This is a genomic window from Streptomyces xanthophaeus (assembly GCF_030440515.1).
GTDB classification, from domain to species: domain Bacteria; phylum Actinomycetota; class Actinomycetes; order Streptomycetales; family Streptomycetaceae; genus Streptomyces; species Streptomyces kutzneri.
This window is the reverse complement of the sequence record NZ_CP076543.1, coordinates 1186603-1205399: the sequence shown is the minus strand read 5'-3', so window position 1 is coordinate 1205399 and position 18797 is coordinate 1186603. Positions and strand designations below refer to the sequence as shown.

Below are 18797 nucleotides of genomic sequence, written 5' to 3'. Positions count from 1 at the left end.
TAGCCTATGAGTAGGTGACTTCGGCTGACCGGGACCCTCTGTCAGGTGCCTTCTCGGAGGTTGTCGAGCCGATGCTCAGTCAGCGCCAGCGCGACCTCGGACTGATTGAGCGCCTGCTCGCCGTCCTGGATGCGCCACTGCAGACGCTGCACGGGCGGGGCAGCTGCTTCTTGGACTGCCAGGTCGCCGAGTTCACCCAGCTCTGCGTACGCTCCCTGCAGCTGTTCCTCGTGGTGTGCTGACCGGACCCTGAGGCGGCCAGCCCACTCTTCCCACCAGCGCACCCGCGACTCGCGGTCGAGCGTGGTCTTCCCCTCGATCCAGGCACGGAGCTCGGTTGGGTCGACGTCACTCGGGAGCCCCGTGGCGAAAGGCCCCTCGGGTTCCGGCATGTCGATAGGGATGTGCGACAGCAGCACCGCGGGGGTCGTGTTGAGCACGTAGGCGATCGCGACGAGATCGTCGACGGTCACGGGGCGATCGCATCGCTCCATCTCCGCGAGAGCGTCGGCCGAGATCGGGTGATCGAGCATCGAGACACCACGCCGGCCTGAGCCTCTACCGCATCGTCCGCGAGCTACAGACCCTCCTCGCGACATGGACCGGTGTATGCCCCACCTGCCACCGCGGCATACCCACACCAGCCCCAAACCGAACCAAGCCCTACCAGGGGGCGTCCTGGCCGCCGTCCCGCGCGTAGCCGCGCAGGACCCGGCGGGCCACGGAGGTGATGTGCAGCTCGTCCGGCCCGTCGAGGATGCGGGCGGCCCGGCCGGTGCGCAGGAGCCCGGGCAGCGGGGTGTCCGGACCGAGCCCGGCGGCGCCGTGGACCTGGATGGCGGAGTCCGCGACCTGCTGGAGCATGCGCGCTGCGGCGACCTTGGCGAGCCCCACCTCCGTACGCGCGTCCCGCCCGGCGGCGATCAGCGCCACCGCCTCGTGCACCAGGGGACGGGTGGTGCGCAGGGCGAGCAGGGCGTCGAAGACATGACTCTGGATCAGCTGCTGGTCGGCGAGGGGCCCACGGGACCCGCTGCGGGTGGCGGCCCGCTCGCACATCAGGTCGAAGGCGCGCCGGGCCTGGCCGAGCCAGCGCAGGCAGCGCAGCGTACGGCCGAGCTGGAGCCGCTCCCCGGCGATGGCGAGGGCGTCCCCGGGCTCGCCGAGGAGGTGGTCGGCCGGGACCCGGACCCGGTCGAGCTCGATCTCGTACTGGCCGCCCGCGCCGAGGACGGGGAGTTCGCGTACGACGCGGAAGCCGGCCGATGCGGTGGGCACGAGCAGCAACGACAGGCCCTCGCGGTCACCGGTGCTCCCGCCGGTGCGGGCCATGACCGTCACCAGGCCGGCGTCCGCGGCCCCGGACGTGAACCACTTGCGGCCGGTGACGAGCCAGCTCCCGTCCGGCCCGCGCTCGGCCCGGGTGCCGGTCCGGAAGGGGTCGGTGCCGGGGACGTCCGGCTCGGTCATGGCGTAACAGGCCCGCATCTCCCCGGCGACGAGCGGCTTCAGGTACGCCTCGCGGACCGCGCTCCCCCCGTGCCGCGCCAGCATCGTCACGTCGAGCAGCGGGGCGGATCCCAGCGCGGCCGGGCCGTGGTCACTGGCCCCCTCCGCCTCGGCCAGGGCGGCGTACGCCGTGAACCCCAGCCCGCCGCCGCCCAGTTCCGCCGGGAGCGGCAGCGCCCACAGGCCCTCCTCCTGTGCCTGGCCGCGCAGTTCGGCCAGCGCTTCCGCCGCAGCGGGCCCGCCGCCGTCCAGCACCGCCTCCCGGGGGATCACCCGGGTGCCGACGAAGCGGTCGATCCGCTCCCTCAACTCATCCGTCTCCGACACCTGTTGCGCATCCGAGGTGTGGTCCGTGCCTGGATCCGTCACTTCTTTCCTCCTCATTCCCGGGAACTCGCGGGAACGGCCGACCGACTCCCTGTCCGTGGAACTGGTCGGGTGCGGACGCTCCCGGGTTCCCCAGATTCGGTAAGACCCGGGCGCCGGCCACCGCCGCGCCAGGAGAGGAGAGGCATGGCGTCACCAGCAACCACGCAGACGGTCCGGCCGCTCGACACACTGCGCTTCGACACATCGGGGCCCCCGCAGATCACGAGCGTCATCGCCGACCACCTGCGGCTGCTCGGCGCACGGACGGACCGACCCGCACAAGTGGACGCGTCCACCGGCACCGCCACCCCAGGGGGCACCACGCTCATGGGCGGCGGTTTCGACCCGGCACACGCGAGCGCCACCTGGGCGGATCCCCTGAGCGGGCTCGCCGACGAGGCCACGGTGCAGGCCGCGACCGGCATCATGGCCGTGCACGGCAGGCGTGACGGCAGCCCGCGCGGCCTCGCCGTCGACTACGCGGCCACCGCCACCGGAGTCCTGGCCGTGCAGGGGCTGCTCGCGGCCCTCGTGGGCCAGGCCCGCGGCGGGGCCGCCCGCGCGGTCACCACCAGCGCGGACCGGGCGGGCCTGCTCGCGGTCTCCCAGTACCTCGCCGCCGCCGGGGCCGACGAGGGCGAGGCCGCCGAACTCGCCGCAGGAGGACCTCCGTTCACCTCCGCCGACGGCGTCCTCTTCGAACTGGAGACCCTCGATCCGGGCGCCTGGGCGGCCTTCTGGAAGGCCCTGGACGCGCCCGCCGAGGCCCTGAGGGCCGGCTGGCGGCCCTTCCAGTTCCGCTACGCCACCGCCTGCGCCCCCTTCCCGGCGGCCCTCCACCTCACGGCCCGGTCCCACCCCTGGGAGCGGATCCGCCGGGCCGCGGCCGCCTACGGCACCGAGGTGTGCGCCCTGCACCCGCTCGCGGAACGGGCAGCGGAACGGACCGCGGAACACGACGGCGCCTCCCCCTGGTCCCTGTCCCGGTCGGCCACCGGACGTCTCACCGCCAGGTCGGCCCGGCTGCCCGACTCGGCACCCTCCGGCGGGCCCCTTGCCGGGCTGACCGTGCTGGAGGCGGGCCGTCGCATCCAGGCACCGCTCGCGGCGCATCTGCTCGGGCGCCTCGGCGCCGACGTGATCCGGATCGAACCGCCGGGCGGCGACCCGCTGCGCGGCATGCCCCCGGCCTGTTCCGGGATCTCGGCGCGCTGGCTCGCCCTCAACCGGGGCAAGCGCGCCGTGGAGATCGACATCAAGCAGGAGGCCGACCGCCGCCGGCTGCGGGAGCTGGCGGCCGGGGCCGACGTCTTCCTGCACAACTGGGCGCCGGGCAAGGCCGCCGAACTCGGCCTGGACTCCGGCGACCTCGCGCGGGTCAATCCCGCGCTCGTCTACGCGTACACCAGCGGCTGGGCCGGCCGGATCGAGCACGCCCCCATGGGCACCGACTTCATGGTCCAGGCCCGTACGGGCGTCGGCGAGGCCGTCCGCCCCGAGGGCGAGGCCCCGGCGCCCTCGCTGATGACCCTGCTCGACGTACTGGGCGGACTGCTCGGCGCCGAAGCCGTCCTCGCCGGGCTGCTGCTGCGCGAGCGCACCGGCCACGGCGTACGGGTGGACTCCTCCCTGCTCGGCGCGGCCGACACGCTGACCGCCCCCGCCCTGCGCCGGGCGGCCCGCGGGGAGAACCCCCGCCGGCCGGCCGGATTCCGGCTCCCGCGGCCGACGGCGGACGGCTGGCTCGCGCCGGCCGACGCCGACGCCGGCGCCGTGGCCGCCCACGACCTGGGCGGCCTGTCCACGGCCGAGGCCCTGGCCCGGCTGCACGAGCACGGGCTGACCGCGACCGCGGTCACCACCGAGCTGTCCGACCTGCACCACGATCCGCGCTTCACCGGCTCGATCAGCCGCGACGCGCACGGCGCCCCCGCAGTCCCCGACCCCTGGAGCTTCGTATGACCGCCGACAGGCTCGTACTGCACGACCTGCTGCCCGCCGAACTCCGCCGGTCCTGGGTGGTCGACGGGACCTGCCCCGACCTCGACCTCTACAGCCTCTTCCGGGCACGCCAGATCGCCGATCTGCACCGCACGGCCGTCCTCGACGCCAAGGGCAAGCTCTGCTACACCGCGCTGGACCGCAAGGTGCGATGTCTGGCCACCGGCCTACGGGAACTCGGGATCGGCCCGGGCGACGTGGTCGGCGTACAACTCCCCAACAACCGCTTCGCCGTCATCGCCGATCTCGCGCTCGCCGCGCTCGGCGCGATCGCCCTCCCGTTCCCGGTGGGCCGCGGCGTCCTCGAAGCCGAGTGCCTGCTGCGCCGTGCCGAGGCCGTCGCCGTCATCGCGGCCACCGAGCACCGGGAACTGCGGCACGCGGCGGATCTGAGCACGCTCGCCGGAGCGCTCCCGGCCCTGCGCCACGTCATTGCCGCAGGCCCCGGAGCCGCGCCTGAAGGAACGATTCGGCTGTCGGAGCTGCTGCGTTCCGACCCCAGCGGATTCGTCCCCGCCCGGCCCGATCCCGACAGCGCCGCACGCATCCTCGTGTCCTCCGGCTCCGAGGCCGAGCCGAAGATGATCGCGTACTCGCACAACGCGCTGGCCGGCGGACGCGGGAACTTCCTCGCCTCCCTCATCCCGGACCGCACCCCGCCGAGCTGCCTGTTCCTCGTACCGCTGGCGTCCGCCTTCGGGTCCAACGGCACCGCCGTCACCCTCGCCCGGCACGGCGGCACCCTCGTCCTGCTCGACCACTTCACCCCGGAAGCGGCCCTCGAGGCGGTGCGCGAACACCGGCCGACGCACATCCTCGGCGTGCCCACCATGGTCCGCATGATGCTCGAACGTCTCGACGGGACGGACGAGAAGCTGCCCGCGCCCACCGCACTGGTCCTCGGCGGGGCGCCGCTCGACGAGACCACCGCGGCCGCCGCGGCCGAGGCCTTCGGCTGTCCCGTGGTGAACCTCTACGGCTCCGCCGACGGCGTCAACTGCCACACCGGACTGGGCAGTACGGTGCCGCCCACCGACGGATCCGGGGTCGTCGCCGGCCATCCCGACCCCCGGGTCGCCGAGATCCGCATCGCCGACCCCGACACGCACGAACCGCTGCCCGACGGCGCCGTCGGCGAGATCATCTCGCGCGGCCCGATGACCCCGCTGTGCTACGTGGGCGCGCCCGACCTGGACGCCCGCTACCGTACGCCCGACGGCTGGGTCCGCACCGGTGACCTCGGGTACCTCGACTCCGACAGCGTCCTGCACATCGTGGGCCGCCTCAAGGACATCGTCATCCGCGGCGGCGCCAACATCAGCCCGGCGGAGGTGGAACGCGAACTCACCGCGCACCCCCAGATCCGGGACGTGGCCTGCGTCGGCGTGCCGGACCCGCTGATGGGGGAGCGGCTGGCGGCCTGCGTGGTGCCGCGCGGCGGCCAGCCCCTCACCCTCGCCTCCCTCGGCGAACACCTCACGCGGCGCGGGCTGGAACGGACCAAACACCCCGAGCGGCTGCTCCTGATCGCCGAACTGCCCCTGACGGCGGCCGGCAAACCGGACCGCGCGGCCCTGCGCGAGCGCCTCGCGGCGACCTCCACGACGGCTCCGCCGCTCGCGCAGGCGGGCTGAGACACGGGCCCGGCGGCACCCACCGCCCGCCGGGCCCTCGCCGGCCAAACGAAGCCGGCCCGCACGGTCCGTGCGGGCCGGCGGCTGAGGTACGGCGGAGCGCCCCGCGGAGGGTGAGCCGGTACTCCCGGCACCGGCCGGTCCCCGCGGGGCTGCTCGGGGGCGGTCGGTCAGGAGGCGCCCATGGCCTTCTTCAGTTCGGCCGCGGCGTTGCGGTAGACCGGCAGGAGGTCGAGGTCCTCGCCGGGGTAGTTGACGATCTTCACCTGCTTGGCGCCGGAGTCGGGCAGTACCGTGCCGGTGGACATGTGCGCGTTGTCCAGCACCAGCTCCGGCTTCTTCGCCGCGAGTTCGGCCAGCTGCGCCGGGGTCACGGCCTCGGGTCCGTACGTGCCCACCGGGGTGGCGCCCGCGAGCTTCGCCGACCACGCGGTGAAGACCTGGGTGACGACGGAGGGGCTCTTGCCGCCGGGCCACCCGGCCTGGACCTCCTTGTTCAGCTTCGCGTACTCGGTGTCGAAGCCGGTCTTCCACTTCGTCGCGGCGTCCGCCGTGCCGAAGAGGGCTCCCAGCTTGTCGACCTCGGCCTTGACCTTGTCGGGATCGTTGTCGAGGTTGACCTCGACCAGCTTCGCCTTGGAGCCCGCGGCCTCCTTGATCTTCGCGGCGTACGGCTCGAACGGCGCGTAGAGCACGAAATCGGCCTTGGCCACGGCGGCGAGGTCCGACGGCTTGGGGTCGTAGTCCGGGGCGTGGTGGACGGACTGCGGCACGATGACCTTGACGTCCTCGGCGCCCGCGGCCTTCGCGAAGGCGCCCTCCCAGGTGGTGGTGACGACCACGACCGGCTTCTTGGCCTGCGGCTGCGGGCCGTCCTGGGACTTCGCGTCCTGGGGCGAGGGCGTGTTCCCGCAGGCGGCGGTCAGGGCGAGCGCCGCGCTCAGTGCGAGGAGGGAAGAGATACGGACGCGGGTGCGCGCCATGAGCTGATTCTCCGTTCGGGTATGAAATGCACCGCGAGGACCAGCGCCCCCGCGGTCAGGACGAGGACCGGGCCGGGAGGCCAGTCCAGCCACAGGGCCAGCAGGAACCCCGTCAGATTCACCGCCACGCCGATGCCGACCGCCCAGAGGGTGATCGACTTCAGTGAGCTGCCCAGGCGGCGGGCGGCGAGTGCGGGCAGCAGGGTCAGGGCGTCGACGAGCAGGGCGCCGGTCAGCTTGATCGCCCCGGCGACCGCGATGGCGACCAGTACCAGCAGGGCGGCCGTCAGCGCCCGTACCGGTACGCCGGAACACAGCGCGAGCTCGCGGTCGTAGAGGAGGAGGCCGATCTCGCGGCGCCGCCACCAGAACAGGCCCGGTACGGCGACGGCCAGCACGCCGAGGACGACGAGGTCCGGCGTCCCGACCGACAGGATCGACCCCCAGAGCAGGGCGAAGGCGCCGGAGGCGTTGACCCCCGACACGGCCAGCAGGAGCAGCGCCGCCGCGATGGCCAGGCTCATCAGCAGGCCCATCGCCCCCGACAGGCCGTCCGGGGTCCGGGCGAGCGGGGCCACGCCCGCGCCGGCCAGCGCACAGGCCACCAGCGCGCACAGCATGGGGTCGAGTCCGGTGAGGAGTCCGACGGCGATGCCCAGCAGGGCCACGTGCATCATCGCGAACCGGACCGGCATGATGTCGAGTCCGACGATGACCACGCCGATGACGGGCAGGCCGATCGCGGCCAGCAGCAGGGCCACGCCCGCCCGTTGTACGGGCAGCAGCTGCAGGAGTTCGCCGAGGTCGGCGGTGGCCAGGTTCACCGGACCTCCCGCAGGTGGCCCGCGGCCATCTCCAGCACGCGGTCGCAGCGGTCCGCCAGCGCCCGGTCGTGCGTCACCACGATCAGGGTCACCGGCAGGGAGGTGAGGACGTCCGCGGCCTCCGACTGCCCGTCGAAGTCGAGCGCGGCGGTCGGCTCGTCCGCCAGGAGCAACTCGGCTCCCGCAGCGATGCATCCGATCGCCCGGGCGAGGTACATCCGCTGCAGCTGGCCGCCGGAGAGGGTGTGCAGGGGCCGCCCGACGAGGGGGCCCACACCGAGCCGCGCCGCTGCCTCGGCCGCCTCCGCCGGAGCGTTGCTGGCGGCCAGCAGTTCGGTGCCGAGCAGGGGGAAGCGGCCGGCAGCCGGCTTCTGCGGGATCCAGGCGCAGGCCCGGCGCCGCCAGGCCCACTCGGCGGGCGACCGGCCCTCCCGGCCACCGACCAGGATCGAGCCCGTCGTCTGACGGTGCAGACCGAGGACGGCGCGCAGCAGCGTCGTCTTGCCCGAGCCGTTGGTACCGGTCAGGGCCACGCGTTCACCGGCGGCGATCTCCAGATCGACGTCCGAGACGGCCTCCACCCGGCCGTGCCGGCACACGACCTCCCGCATGCGCACATCCAGCCCGCCCATCACACGCCTCCTCCGCCGCCGCGCGGGAAGGCGAGGATCCGCCTCCCACACGGCAGTAGTCGGATCGGGGGCGCCCGGAGTTCCCGGTGGTCCGGGGCCGATTCGCCGCAGGCCCGGAACCGTCGCCACGGACGGAGGCGGATCCGGAGCCGACCCCGGCCGTGTTCAGATCGGGTGGCCCTCGGCGTCCGTGTGGTCCTTCTGGCCGGAGAACTTGTTCAGGAACACGTCGAAACGGCCGTCGGGGCGGCGGGTCATGGTCGCGCCGTCCTGCCAGATGCCGTTCTCGGGCCACCACTGGCTGCCGTACGCGTCGCCCTGGTTCTGGTGGATGTTGTGGACGCCCAGCCCCGTGTCGAACGGTTCGCCGAACACCAGGACCGGCCGTCCCACGGCGAGGATCGGCTCGAAGGCGTTGGCGGCTTCGACGTTGGAGCCCGACGTCCAGGGCGGGGAGGACTTCAGCAGCCGGTCGAGGAGTTCGCCCAGCGGGCCGGGCAGCCACCCGGGCCACTCCTGGAGCCTGCGCAGGGCCGGATGGCGGAGGTAGTCGAGGGCTCCGGACCTGGGCACGCGGTCCAGGTCGTGGAACCCGGGCGCCATCGCGGCCACCGGGCCGAGTGCCGCCGCGTCCACGGTGAAGACCTTCCACTGCACGCCGGTCTCCGAGTCGTGACTGTCCACGTCGACGGCGCACTTGTACCGCCCGTCCGGGGCGTCGACCCGGAGGTTGACGTGGAACCAGGCGCCCTCCGTGTCGGGGGTGTCGCGGAAGTGCTTGTGCAGGGTCCCGGCCAGCACGCCGTAGCGGTCGAATGGCATGTTCCCCAGTGAAGCACCGGGCCAGCCGGTCGGGTGGTTCTGGCGCGCTGGCGTGAGGGGGATCGGGGCGGAGCGGGCCGGGTGGCCCTACGGTCGGTCCCGTGCGGCCCCTTCGGACCGCGCGAGGCGCCTACGCAAGAGGTCGAACCTTCATGAGTCTGAGCATCCGTAACCAGCTCGCGGGCACCGTCACCGCCGTCACCGTCGGCGAGGCCATGGCGACGGTCAAGGTCCGTCTGGCCGGCGGTCAGGAGATCACCGCCGCCATCACCGCCGACGCCGTCAAGGACCTCGGCATCACCCAGGGCTCCGCGGTGAAGGCGCTCGTCAAGGCCACCGAGGTGGCCCTGGCCACCGGCCCGGTCGAGAACATCTCCATCCGCAACCAGATCACGGGCACGGTGTCCGAGGTCGCCGTCGGCCCGGCCATGGCCGCCGTCAAGGTCAACGTGAACGGGGGCGGGCTGACCGCGGCCGTCACCGCCGACGGTGTCCAGGCGCTGGGCCTGGTCCCCGGCTCCTCCGTCGTGGCCCTGATCAAGTCGACCGAGATCTCCCTCGCCGACGCCTGAACCGGCCCTGCCGTTCGCACCGTAGGCCGGTCCCGGCGTCGTACGGTCCCGGCCGGGCTCAGATGCCCGGCGCCGCCAGGGCGCCGAACCACACGTGCGTGACCGCGCTGACATAGCGCGCCCCGCACCGGTCCGAGGGCACCACCAGCTGGGCCCCGGACTCGTCCAGGTCCTCCCCGTCCAGACGGGTGGCCAGCAGCACCGGACTGCCTCCGAAGTCGGCGTCCAGCTCGGCCCAGGCGAGGACGCTGTGGTGGCCGTCCCCGCCGCTGACCGCCAGCAGGAAGCGCGAGCGGTCCTTGCGGCGCCGGGCGTCGAAGGCAGGGCCCGCGCTCGCGACCACGTCACGCAGCAGCACGCCGTCGAAGACGTGGTGCTGCGGGCCGTTCGTCGCGCAGTCGAACACCACCTTGGCCCGGTGCTGCTCCCATTCGCGCAGGTCGGCGACGCTGAGCAGGGCCGGGCGGTCGAGATCTCCGTGCAGCATCAGTTTGGCCATACGGGCCCGATTCCCAGATCCCCTCGCCCGGGAAACGTATCTGCCACCCTCATCTCACTATGTGAGTTGCATCTGAGCGTGTTCTACTCCCTCGCAGCTTGCATCTTCTGCCAGACGACATCCCGGGTGACCGGCAGCTCCGTGAACCGCACCCCGGTCGCGTCCCGCAGGGCGTTGGCGAAGGCCGGGCCCACCGGGTTGAAGGGGCTCTCACTCATCGACTTGGCGCCGAGCGGGCCGATCGCGTCCGAGGTCTCCATGAAATGGACCTCGGTGCGCGGGACGTCCGCGTACTGGGGGAGCCGGTAACGGCGGAAGGCGGCCGTGGTGACCTCGCCGCGCTCGTCCACCCGTACGGTCTCGAAGAGGGTCGCGCCGAGTGCCTGCGCGACGCCGCCCTCGACCTGGCCGCGGCACTGCATCGGGTTCATGACCTTGCCCGCGTCCGCCGCGTGCACGCTGCGCAGGATCTTCATCTCGCCGGTGTGCGGGTCGACGGCGAGGCGGAACCACTGGGCGTTGAAGGCGACCGAGCGGGGGGAGCCGGTCCAGTGGCCGTCCGCGGCCACCTCCTCCAGCTTGCCCTGGTCGTACGCGGCCTCGTACAGCTCCTTGAGGGTGACGGTCCGGCCCGCGCAGTCGAAGGCCTCGGCCCGCAGCTTGCACAGGTGCCGGGCCACGCCCGTGTGGCGGGCCGCGAAGGTCTGCAGCCGCTCCGCGAGCGAGTTCGCCGCCAGCATCACCGCCTTGCCCGCCACCACCGTGCCGGCCGACCCGAACGCGCCGGTGTCGTGGCGGACGACGTCGGTGTCGGACTGGCGGACGGTGATCCGGTCCACCGTCGTGTTCAGCGCGCCGGCCGTGATCTGCTTGTGGACGGTGGTCGTGCCGTTGCCGAACTCCGCGGTGCCGACCGCGATGTCGTACGTGCCGTCGCGCAGCAGGCTCACCCGGGCGTCGGCGAAGTGGCCGCCCGGCGGGCCGGTCGCGATCATGGCGACGGCCGATCCCGTGCCGGTGAGCCAGCCCTCCGGGACGTCCTCGTGGCTGCGGTCCTCGGCGATGGCCTTGCGCACCACGTCCATGCACTGCTTCATCCCGTACGAGGCGATGAAGAGGTCCTCCTCGTGACCGATCGGGGTGACCATGTGGTCGCCGGCGCCGATGACGTTCTTCTCGCGCAGTTCGAGCGGGTCCATGCCGAGCCGGACGGCGAGCTCGTCCATCACCGATTCGAGGGCGAAGAGGACCTGGCCCAGGCCGTATCCGCGGAAGGCGCCGGCCGGGACGCCGTTGGTGTAGACGGAGTACGCCTCCACCTCCTTGTTCGGTGCCTTGTAGACGGCGAAGGACTCGCCCACGCTGTGGAACATGACCGCCGGCCCGTGGTTGCCGTAGGCGCCGGTGTTGGAGACCACGCGGATGCGCAGCGCGGTGAGGGTGCCGTCGGCCTTGGCCCCGATCTTGATGGTGATCTTGAAGGGGTGGCGGGTGGTGGCACCGTAGAACTGCTCGGCCCGGGTGAATTCGAGTTTCACCGGTCGGCGCAGCTTCAGGGCGGCGAGGACCACGATGTCCTCGGTCAGCATCTCCTGCTTGCCGCCGAACCCGCCGCCCACGCGGCCCGCGACGACGCGGACCTCGTCCTCGTTCAGGTCGTAGAGGGCGCACAGCGCCCGCCGGGTCAGGAACGGCGCCTGGGTGGAGGAGCGGACCGTGATGCGCTCGCCGTCGCCCTCCTCCTTCGGTTCGAAGTACGCGACGCTGCCGTGGGTCTCCAGGCTGGCGTGCTGCACGCGCTGGGTCTGGAACGTCTCCTCGAGGACGACGTCGGCCTCCGCGTACCCCTTCTCCATGTCGCCGATCGTGTTGTGGACCTCGCCGCATACGTTGTTCCCCGCGCGGAAGATCCCCGATTCGGGCCCCTTGGCGTGGAGGACGGGGGCGCCCGGCAGCATGGCCTCCTCCGGGTCGATGACGTACGGGAGTTCCTCGTACGTGACGACCACCCGGCGGCAGCCCTCCTCGGCGGCCTGCTCGCTGTCGGCGACGACGGCCGCCACGCGCTGGCCGACGAAGCGCACCACGTCGTCCAGGACGCGGGTGTCCATCGGGTCCTCGGTCGGGTGCTCGTGGCGTGCGGACGAGTACAGCCGGTCGGGGGCGTCGTGGTGGGTGAGGACCGCGTGGACGCCCGGGACCTGGAGGGCATCCGTGGTGTCGATGCCGACGATACGGGCGTGCGGGTGCGGGGAGCGCAGCAGCTTCATGTGCAGCAGCCCGGGCACCTCGACGTCGAAGGTGTAGCGGGCGGTGCCGGTGACGACGAGGGGACCGGCGGGGGCGCCCAGGGACCTGCCCACGGCCTGCCCGGCCTCCGGGGCCTCGGTGTGCTTGACCCCGCGCACGGCGTCCTCGATGGCGCGATAGCCCGTGCAGCGGCAGATGTTGCCCTTGAAGGCGCGCGGGAGGTCCTGGAGCTTGCCGTCGTCGTGGGCGGTGCCCTCCTCGGCCTGGAGGGCGGCGGTGGTCATCAGGAAACCGGCGGTGCAGAAGCCGCACTGGAAGCCCTGGGCGTCCAGGAACTGCTGCTGCGCCGGGTGCAGCTCGCCGCCGGAGCAGGCCAGGCCCTCCACGGTGGTGACGCTGCGGCCCTCGGCACGGACCGCCGGGTAGAGACAGCTGTGCACCGGCTGCCCGTCGACGTGGACCGTGCAGGCCCCGCAGTCGCCCTGGTCGCAGCCCTTCTTCACGCCGAACCAGCCGCGTTCGCGCAGGTAGGTGCGCAGGCACTGGCCGGCCCGCGGCTCGGTGTCGAAACGCCGCTTGTTGATCTCGATCTCGTACGTCATCGGTGGTCCTCGGTGGTGAGCTCGCGGCGGATCTCCTCGGCAAGGCGCAGGGCCATGTGGCGCCGCCATGCGGGCAGCCCGTGGATGTCGTCGTACCACTCGTCGGGGCGGACGGTGCCGTCGATCGCCGCGCGCAGTTCGGCGGCCGTGGGCGGCAGCGCGAACCAGAAGCGGAAGGGGCGGGTGGTGGCGGCGGAGACCGTCACGGCGAGGGAGCCGTCGGCGGGGTCGCAGGCGCCGATGACCAGCGCGCCGGAGCGCCCGAGTCCGTAGAGGGACGCCTGGCGGAAGGCCGTACGGGAGTCCAGCGCGTTCGGGGGCAGGCGCACGGACCGCAGCAGCTCGCCCTCGCGCAGGTTCTTCACGCCGGCGCCGAGGATGAACTCGGTGACGGGCATCCGGCGGGTGGCGCCGTCCTGGCCCTGGAGGAAGACGGTGCCGTCGAGACCGGCGGTGAGGGAGACCATCGGGCCGGCGGGCAGGCCGTTGCAGAGGTTGCCGCCGACGGTCGCCATGTTCCAGATCTTGAAGCTGGCGAGGAAGGCCCGGCAGCACTGCTCGAAGAGCGGGGCGGCCGTGGTCGGCAGGGTCCGGGCGAACCGCGAGAGCTCGGTGATCGTGCAGGTCGCGGCGATGTCGAGGGAGCCGTCGGGCTGCCAGGACAGGGGCGGCCAGCCCATGCGGGAGAGGTCGACGAGGCGGCGGATGTGCGGCTGCGGCTCGGAGAAGAGGTACGTGCCGCCGCCGAGCCAGGCGTCGCCGGGACGCCAGGGTTCACGGCGGCGGGCGTCGCGCACGTCGAGCACCGTGTTGAGATCCAATTCGCGCCACCAGCCTTTCCGGCCTGACAAGGGGTTTCACCGGGGGCGTCACGCAGGGGTGCCACCCGGGGGGTTTCGGCCAGTGAACCAACGGAAGCGGGGAGGGGACGACTGGTCCCGGCCACGGAATCGGACGAGCCCGAAACCCTCCCTCCTGGAGGATCAACCAAGAGGCATACCGGGTGCTTCGCCTAGCATTTACGATGGCTGAGCCTCTGTTCGCCTCGCGAATGTGGGTATCCGCCCGCCGCAAGGAGTCCCCGCCATGCACGTCCACGACCTGCTCCAGCTCGACAGCCTCGGTCTCAGCCTGCTCTGGGGCGAGGAAGCCCTTCTCGGCCAGGAGGTCGCCGGCGTCACCGCCACCGACCTGGAGGAGCCCGGCCGCTTCCTGGGGCCGGGGGAGCTCGTGCTGAGCGGGCTGGTGTGGTGGGCCGAGGGCGACGTGACCAAGGCGGACCGCTTCGTGGGGGCGCTCGCCGACGCCGGAGCCACGGCGCTGCTGGCCGGGGAGGAGACCCACGGCAGGGTCCCCGACGAAGTCGTCGCCGCCTGCCGCAGCCACCGGGTGCCGCTCGTGGCCGTCCCTGCGCGCACCAGCTTCCGGGCGGTGACCGAGGCCGTGTACCTGCGCCAGTGGGGCGACCTGAGCCGCCGCCCGACCCGGCTCTTCGCACTCCCCGAGAACGTGCGCGGCGAGCTGAGCCGGCTCGTGGAGGCGGGGGCCGACCCGGACGAACTCCTGGACCGGGCGTGCGCGCACCTCGGCCGGGTGTCCTGCTACCTGCTCACCGCCAGCGGCCGCACGGTGGCCCGTACGCCGTCGGCCCCCGAGCTGCCCGCCCGGCAGGCGTCGGCCGCCTCCGCGCGCGGCGGGGTCTGGCTGCGCATCGAGACCGAGAGCTCCCCGTACGACGCCTGGCAGCTGCACGTGCCCGACCCGGACGCGGCGCCCCCGCGGGTGCTCCACGAGATCGCCGAGGTGCTCGCCCAGAGCCGGAGCGGGCAGACCCGCCGGCTCGCCGCGGAGCGGCTGGCCGGGCAGGAGCTGATCGGCGTGCTGGAGGGGGCGCTCGCGGGCCCCGCGCCGGCCGACACCGGAGCCCTGGAGGAGGCGCTCGCGGGGGCCGGGCTGCCCGTGGGAGGGGCCTACCGGGTCCTGGCGGCGACCTCGGGCGACGCCCTGGCGGAGGGCCTGCGCCACCTGGAGAACGCGGCGTACGCCGTAGGGCGGTCGGCGGCGGTGCTGCACGAGGACCCGGCTGCAACGACCGACACGGCCGGGGCGCTGCGCGCGGTGTGGCCCATGCTCCGGCAGTGCGGGGGGCCGCAGTCGGATCTCCGGCTGGGCCTCGGCACGCGGGCCGAGGGCCTGGAGGGGCTGCGGGCCTCGCTCAGCCAGGCCCGGTTCGCGCTGACCTCGGCGGACGAGGTGGTCCCGGTGCGCGGGGTCGAGCAGCTGGACACCCTCGGCGAGCTGATGGCGGGGATCCCGCCGGAGGTGCGGTCGGTGTACGGGGCGCGGATCCTGGGAGCGCTCGGGGACGGGATGCTGCGGGAGACCCTGGAGGTCTTCCTGGCCAACAACTGCTCCTGGGCCCGTACGGCGGAGGCGCTCCACCTGCACGTGAACACGGTGCACTACCGGATCGAGCGGGTGGAGGTCCTGACGGGCCGTGACCTGTCGCGCCTCGACCACAAGTTGGACCTGTACGCGGCGCTGCGCTGCGCCGCGCCGGACCTACGGTGACGCGATGTGGACCTCGGTGGACTTCACCCGGGCCGTGACGGTCGAGCCGACCATGATGCCGAGCTGCTCGACCGACTCCCTGGTCACCACGGACACCACGTGGTGCGGTCCCGACTGGATCTCCACCCGGGCCGCCACGTCGTCGAGCCGTACGGCGGTGACGATCCCGGCGAAGGAGTTCCGTACGGAGGTCAGCGCGGTACCCGGCGGCAACGGGTGCATTCCGGCGGCGCGTTCCTTGGCGAAGGCGGCGAGGACCACGCCGTCGACGGTCCGGGAACCGTCCGGGGCGCGGTCGGCCGGCAGCCTGCCCGTCTCGGCCCACCGGCGGACGGTTTCGGGGCTCACGCGCAGCAGTTGGGCGGCGAGGCCCACGGAGTACGACGGCACGCCCGCAGCATAGGCGGTGCCGCTCCGGCCGCGAACGGCGAGGCACCCGGGACCGATCGTCCCGGGTGCCTCGCCGTCGGCGCGCGCCGACGGCGCCCGTGGTCACGGCCCGCCGCGACCCACACGTGGCCGCGGAGCAGGCCTGCCTACGGAGCCGGGCGGCACTGGCCCGAGCGGGGCCCCTGGACGACGGTGCCCGTCTGCACCAGCTCCGGTGCGTTGCCCTCACAACGCAGCGGTCCGGTGACCCGGTTGGCACGGAACGCCGGGACGTCCGCGCCGGGCAGCGGTCCGCTGCCGCTGTTGCGGTCGATCCGTACCGGTCCGGTGACCGTGTTGGCGGAGGCCTGGAGGCCACCGGTGTTGCCTTCGATGGTCAGCGGCCCCTGGAAGGTGTTGCCACCGCAGCCGGTCGACCCGTCCTCCGAGCCGGCCAGGACGTAGCCGGCGCTGTCCGTCACCGAGACGGGCCCGGTGAGGTGCGAGCCGCAGAGGTCGAGGGCCAGGGCGCCTTCGGCGGACACGGGCCCGGTGACACGGGCGTCCGTGATCGCCAGGGATCCGCCCGGAGCCACCTTGACCGGGCCCGTCTGGCTGCCGCCCGAGGCGATGCAGAGCGCCTGGCCGGCGGCCACCGTCAGGGCGCCGACGCGTGCCGTCGTGATGCACGGCAGGCTGAAACCGACCGTGACGGCGGACGGCCCGGGCGTCGCGCTCGGCGTGTGGCTCGCGTCCCCGCCGTACGTCGCGGTGATCGCGTGGGCGCCGGGCCGGAACGCGGCGGTGCGCAGGCGGGCCTGCCCGCCGTCGAGCGGCACGGTCGCCAGCGCCGTCGTTCCGTCGAAGAACGTCACCGTCCCGCCCGCCGTGCCCGCGGCCGGATTCGCCGGGGTGGCGGTCGCGGTCAGGGTCACGGGATGCCCGAACAGCGGCGCGGAGGTGTCCGCGGCCACCGAAATCGAGGTCCCGTACCGGAACGAGACGACCGCCTTGCCGTTGCCGCGGTTCACCCCCGGCAGGAGGGCGACACCGGTGGCCGAGGGAGCCGCGAAGCCGCTGCCGCCCCCGCCGCCGGCCCCGTACAGGTTGTCGGGGTTCCCGCCGCCGGAACCGCCGCCTCCGCCGAAGTAGCCTCCGCCACCGCCTCCGCCTCCGTTGCCGCCGCGTGCCCCGTTGCCGCCGGGGCCGCCGCTGCCCGGGTTGGGCTGCCCGGTGTTGGGGTCGATGTCGCCTCCGGGTATTCCGGGGCCGCCGAGGGGGGAGGTGCGGCTGCCGGTCCCGTGCTCGGTCCGGGTCGCGCCACCGCCGCCGATGCCGGATCCCTCCGGACCGCCGCCGTGGCCGCCGGGTTCACCGGCCGTGCCGCCGCCGTGGCCGCCGCGCAGCAGGGGCCCGCCGTTGCCCGCGCCCCCGCCGCCGCCGGCGACGAGGATCCGGTCGGCCGGTCCGAAGGCACCGGTGCGCACATCGGTGGCGCCACCGCCGGAGCCGCCCCCGCCGTGAGCACCGCCGCCGCCGGCCCCGTGGCCGGTGCCGCCGGGCCGGGCGTACTCGCCGCGGCGCGAACTGCCGGAGCTGCCCGCCCCGCCCACCGTGATCTGGATGTTCTGGCCCGCGCTCACGGCGAGGGCCGCACGGGTCTCGCCGCCGAGTCCGCCGGGCGCCCCCTCGTTCGGGGGGTTGGGGGTGACGAAGCCGGCCGCGCTGCCGCCCTCGGCTCCGAACACGTCGAAGGTGACCGCGCCCACGCCCTCGGGGACGGTGAAGGTGTCCGTCCCGACCGCCGTGTAGGTGCAGGTGGGGGGCGAGGCGGTGAAGGTGCCGCCCGTGCCGCACGGAGACGGGGCCGCGGCCGGGTCGGCGGTCGCGGGCACGGCCGCCAGTACGGCGGCCAGCAGGCCGGTCACGCCGGCCGCCACTGCTGTCCTGGATCTGAAAATGCTCAATGAGGTTCCAAACGAGAGTGCGTGGGAGGGGACGGGAGCTGCCGGTGACTCAGACGCCGTCGTCGGCGCACAGCGCCCAGGCATCGGAGTAGGTGCCCGGCGAGCTGCCCCCGCCGGTGTGGGTGACGGCCGTCCAGTAGGCGGCGGTGGTGGTTCCGTCACCGACCGGGGTGCCGCCGGAGTTGCTCGGGTAGCTGCCGTTGAGGTGGTCGCCGACCGATCCGGGTCCGGTGAAGTTGGTGGTCGTGACGCCGCCACCGCTGATCGCGGCGCCTCCGGCGACCAGCTTTCCGTCGTTGCCGCCGCAGCCCACCGTGACCGTCTGGCCGCTGGTGGCCGCGGTCGGGCCGCTCACCTCGCTGTGGCGGACCTTGACGGTGGCACCGCTGATGTCGATGTTGTTGCCGCTGCAGATCGCGTAGGCGTACGTGGTGTTGTTGCTGTTGCCGCCGCCTCCGTTCCAGCCGACCGCGGTCCAGGAGTCGGGGTTGTTCTCGCCGTCGGCCGCGGCCTTCTGGCCGAAGCCGTGGGCGGAGTCGTTGAAGGTGGGGAAGCTCGCGATGGGCTTGAGGCTGCCGACGCTCGCCGGGGTGATGCGGGCGCCGCCGCCGATCAGGCGGGTGTTGGCCGGGCAGCTCGCGGTGACCAGGCCCACCGTCCCGCTGGTGGTGGGTCCGGCGATCTTGTTCATGACCACCTGGGTGTGGTTGATCAGGTTGCTGGTGAAGCACATGGCGTACGGCGTGCTGGAGAAGGAGGCGTTCACCGCGCCGCCGCTGCCGCCGATGCCGAGCCAGTAGGCCACGTCGGTCCCGACCACGCCTGTGGAGCCGGTGTACTCGGTGCTGCCGTCGGGGCTCGGCGAGGTGCCGTTGATCTTGTTGCCGTTCGACGAGGTGCCGGTGCCGATGGCCTGGGCGATCCCGCCACCGGAGATCAGGCCGCTGCTACAGGCGGCGTTGGTGGATATCTCGGAGAAGGCGGAGCCGGGTCCCATGGTGGCGCCCGGGGTCTTCACGGTCACGCCGACCGTGTTGGCGTACGCGATTCCCGGTACGGCCAGGGCCAGCAGGGCACTCACGACCAGCGCCTTTCCCGTGACCGGGCGCCGCAGAAGCATCTTTCGCATCAGAATTTCCCCTTCGGAGGTGGATCTCGGCCGGAGGCGGCCATGGCCGCACGGCCTCCGACGC

16 protein-coding genes are annotated in these 18797 nt (G+C 73.4%); 4 read left to right on the top strand and 12 right to left on the bottom strand.

The window, feature by feature from the left end; genetic code table 11:
• Window positions 1-41: 41 nt before the first annotated feature.
• Both KO717_RS05165 and KO717_RS05160 read right to left on the bottom strand, forming a co-directional pair.
• A complete protein-coding gene (locus KO717_RS05165) occupies window positions 42-533 on the bottom strand; it encodes a DNA-binding protein (protein ID WP_301364672.1) in 492 nt (163 codons plus the stop codon).
• A gap of 130 nt (window positions 534-663) precedes the next feature.
• On the bottom strand, window positions 664-1878 hold the full coding sequence (locus KO717_RS05160; RefSeq protein WP_301364671.1) for an acyl-CoA dehydrogenase family protein: 1215 nt from the start codon (window positions 1876-1878) through the stop codon (window positions 664-666).
• 144 nt (window positions 1879-2022) lie between these two features.
• Here KO717_RS05160 and KO717_RS05155 point away from each other — a divergent pair, with 144 nt between their 5' ends.
• Entirely contained in the window at window positions 2023-3840 is a 1818-nt protein-coding gene (locus KO717_RS05155; RefSeq protein WP_301364670.1) for a CoA transferase, read from the top strand.
• The gene (locus KO717_RS05150; protein WP_301364669.1) at window positions 3837-5513 is read left to right on the top strand and encodes a class I adenylate-forming enzyme family protein; all 1677 of its coding nucleotides are present in this window, start codon (window positions 3837-3839) and stop codon (window positions 5511-5513) included. Before KO717_RS05155 ends, KO717_RS05150 begins: the two co-directional genes overlap by 4 nt.
• Before the next feature lie 170 nt (window positions 5514-5683).
• Here the strand turns inward: KO717_RS05150 and KO717_RS05145 are convergent, their stop codons facing one another.
• The 4 genes from KO717_RS05145 to KO717_RS05130 all read right to left on the bottom strand — a co-directional run bounded on the left by KO717_RS05145 (window position 5684) and on the right by KO717_RS05130 (window position 8774).
• A complete protein-coding gene (locus tag KO717_RS05145; protein ID WP_301364668.1) occupies window positions 5684-6496 on the bottom strand; it encodes a metal ABC transporter solute-binding protein, Zn/Mn family in 813 nt (270 codons plus the stop codon).
• Window positions 6454-7320: a metal ABC transporter permease gene (locus KO717_RS05140; protein ID WP_301364667.1), complete on the bottom strand. Its 867-nt coding sequence runs from the start codon at window positions 7318-7320 to the stop codon at window positions 6454-6456. Before KO717_RS05140 ends, KO717_RS05145 begins: the two co-directional genes overlap by 43 nt.
• Window positions 7317-7952 (bottom strand): ATP-binding cassette domain-containing protein, encoded by a 636-nt coding sequence (locus KO717_RS05135; protein WP_301364666.1) that lies wholly within the window; start codon window positions 7950-7952, stop codon window positions 7317-7319. Before KO717_RS05135 ends, KO717_RS05140 begins: the two co-directional genes overlap by 4 nt.
• Before the next feature lie 165 nt (window positions 7953-8117).
• Window positions 8118-8774, bottom strand: coding sequence for a DUF2278 family protein (locus KO717_RS05130; RefSeq protein ID WP_301364665.1), 657 nt, complete (start codon window positions 8772-8774; stop codon window positions 8118-8120).
• A gap of 152 nt (window positions 8775-8926) precedes the next feature.
• Between KO717_RS05130 and KO717_RS05125 the strand changes: the two genes are divergently transcribed.
• A complete protein-coding gene (locus KO717_RS05125; RefSeq protein ID WP_301364664.1) occupies window positions 8927-9346 on the top strand; it encodes a TOBE domain-containing protein in 420 nt (139 codons plus the stop codon).
• 58 nt (window positions 9347-9404) lie between these two features.
• On the opposite strand, the gene KO717_RS05120 is transcribed toward KO717_RS05125, so the two are convergent.
• The 3 genes from KO717_RS05120 to KO717_RS05110 all read right to left on the bottom strand — a co-directional run bounded on the left by KO717_RS05120 (window position 9405) and on the right by KO717_RS05110 (window position 13518).
• Complete coding sequence (locus tag KO717_RS05120) at window positions 9405-9845, bottom strand: molybdopterin-dependent oxidoreductase (protein ID WP_301364663.1); 441 nt, start codon at window positions 9843-9845, stop codon at window positions 9405-9407.
• 83 nt (window positions 9846-9928) lie between these two features.
• The gene (locus KO717_RS05115) at window positions 9929-12697 is read right to left on the bottom strand and encodes a molybdopterin-dependent oxidoreductase (RefSeq protein WP_301364662.1); all 2769 of its coding nucleotides are present in this window, start codon (window positions 12695-12697) and stop codon (window positions 9929-9931) included.
• Entirely contained in the window at window positions 12694-13518 is an 825-nt protein-coding gene (locus KO717_RS05110; RefSeq protein ID WP_301364661.1) for an FAD binding domain-containing protein, read from the bottom strand. Before KO717_RS05110 ends, KO717_RS05115 begins: the two co-directional genes overlap by 4 nt.
• Before the next feature lie 265 nt (window positions 13519-13783).
• On the opposite strand from KO717_RS05110, the gene KO717_RS05105 reads away from it, so the two are divergent.
• Window positions 13784-15268 carry a PucR family transcriptional regulator gene (locus KO717_RS05105; RefSeq protein WP_301364660.1) on the top strand — a complete coding sequence of 495 codons (1485 nt, stop codon included), beginning with the start codon at window positions 13784-13786 and terminating at the stop codon, window positions 15266-15268.
• Here KO717_RS05105 and KO717_RS05100 read toward each other — a convergent pair.
• From KO717_RS05100 to KO717_RS05090, 3 genes are all read right to left on the bottom strand, one after another.
• Entirely contained in the window at window positions 15260-15658 is a 399-nt protein-coding gene (locus tag KO717_RS05100; RefSeq protein ID WP_301364659.1) for a TOBE domain-containing protein, read from the bottom strand. The two genes, KO717_RS05105 and KO717_RS05100, sit on opposite strands and share 9 nt — an antisense overlap.
• 146 nt (window positions 15659-15804) lie before the next feature.
• Window positions 15805-17604, bottom strand: a complete 1800-nt coding sequence (locus KO717_RS05095) for an Ig-like domain-containing protein (protein ID WP_301364658.1) — start codon at window positions 17602-17604, stop codon at window positions 15805-15807.
• A gap of 49 nt (window positions 17605-17653) precedes the next feature.
• The gene (locus tag KO717_RS05090) at window positions 17654-18733 is read right to left on the bottom strand and encodes a hypothetical protein (RefSeq protein WP_301364657.1); all 1080 of its coding nucleotides are present in this window, start codon (window positions 18731-18733) and stop codon (window positions 17654-17656) included.
• Between the last annotated feature and the right edge of the window lie 64 nt (window positions 18734-18797).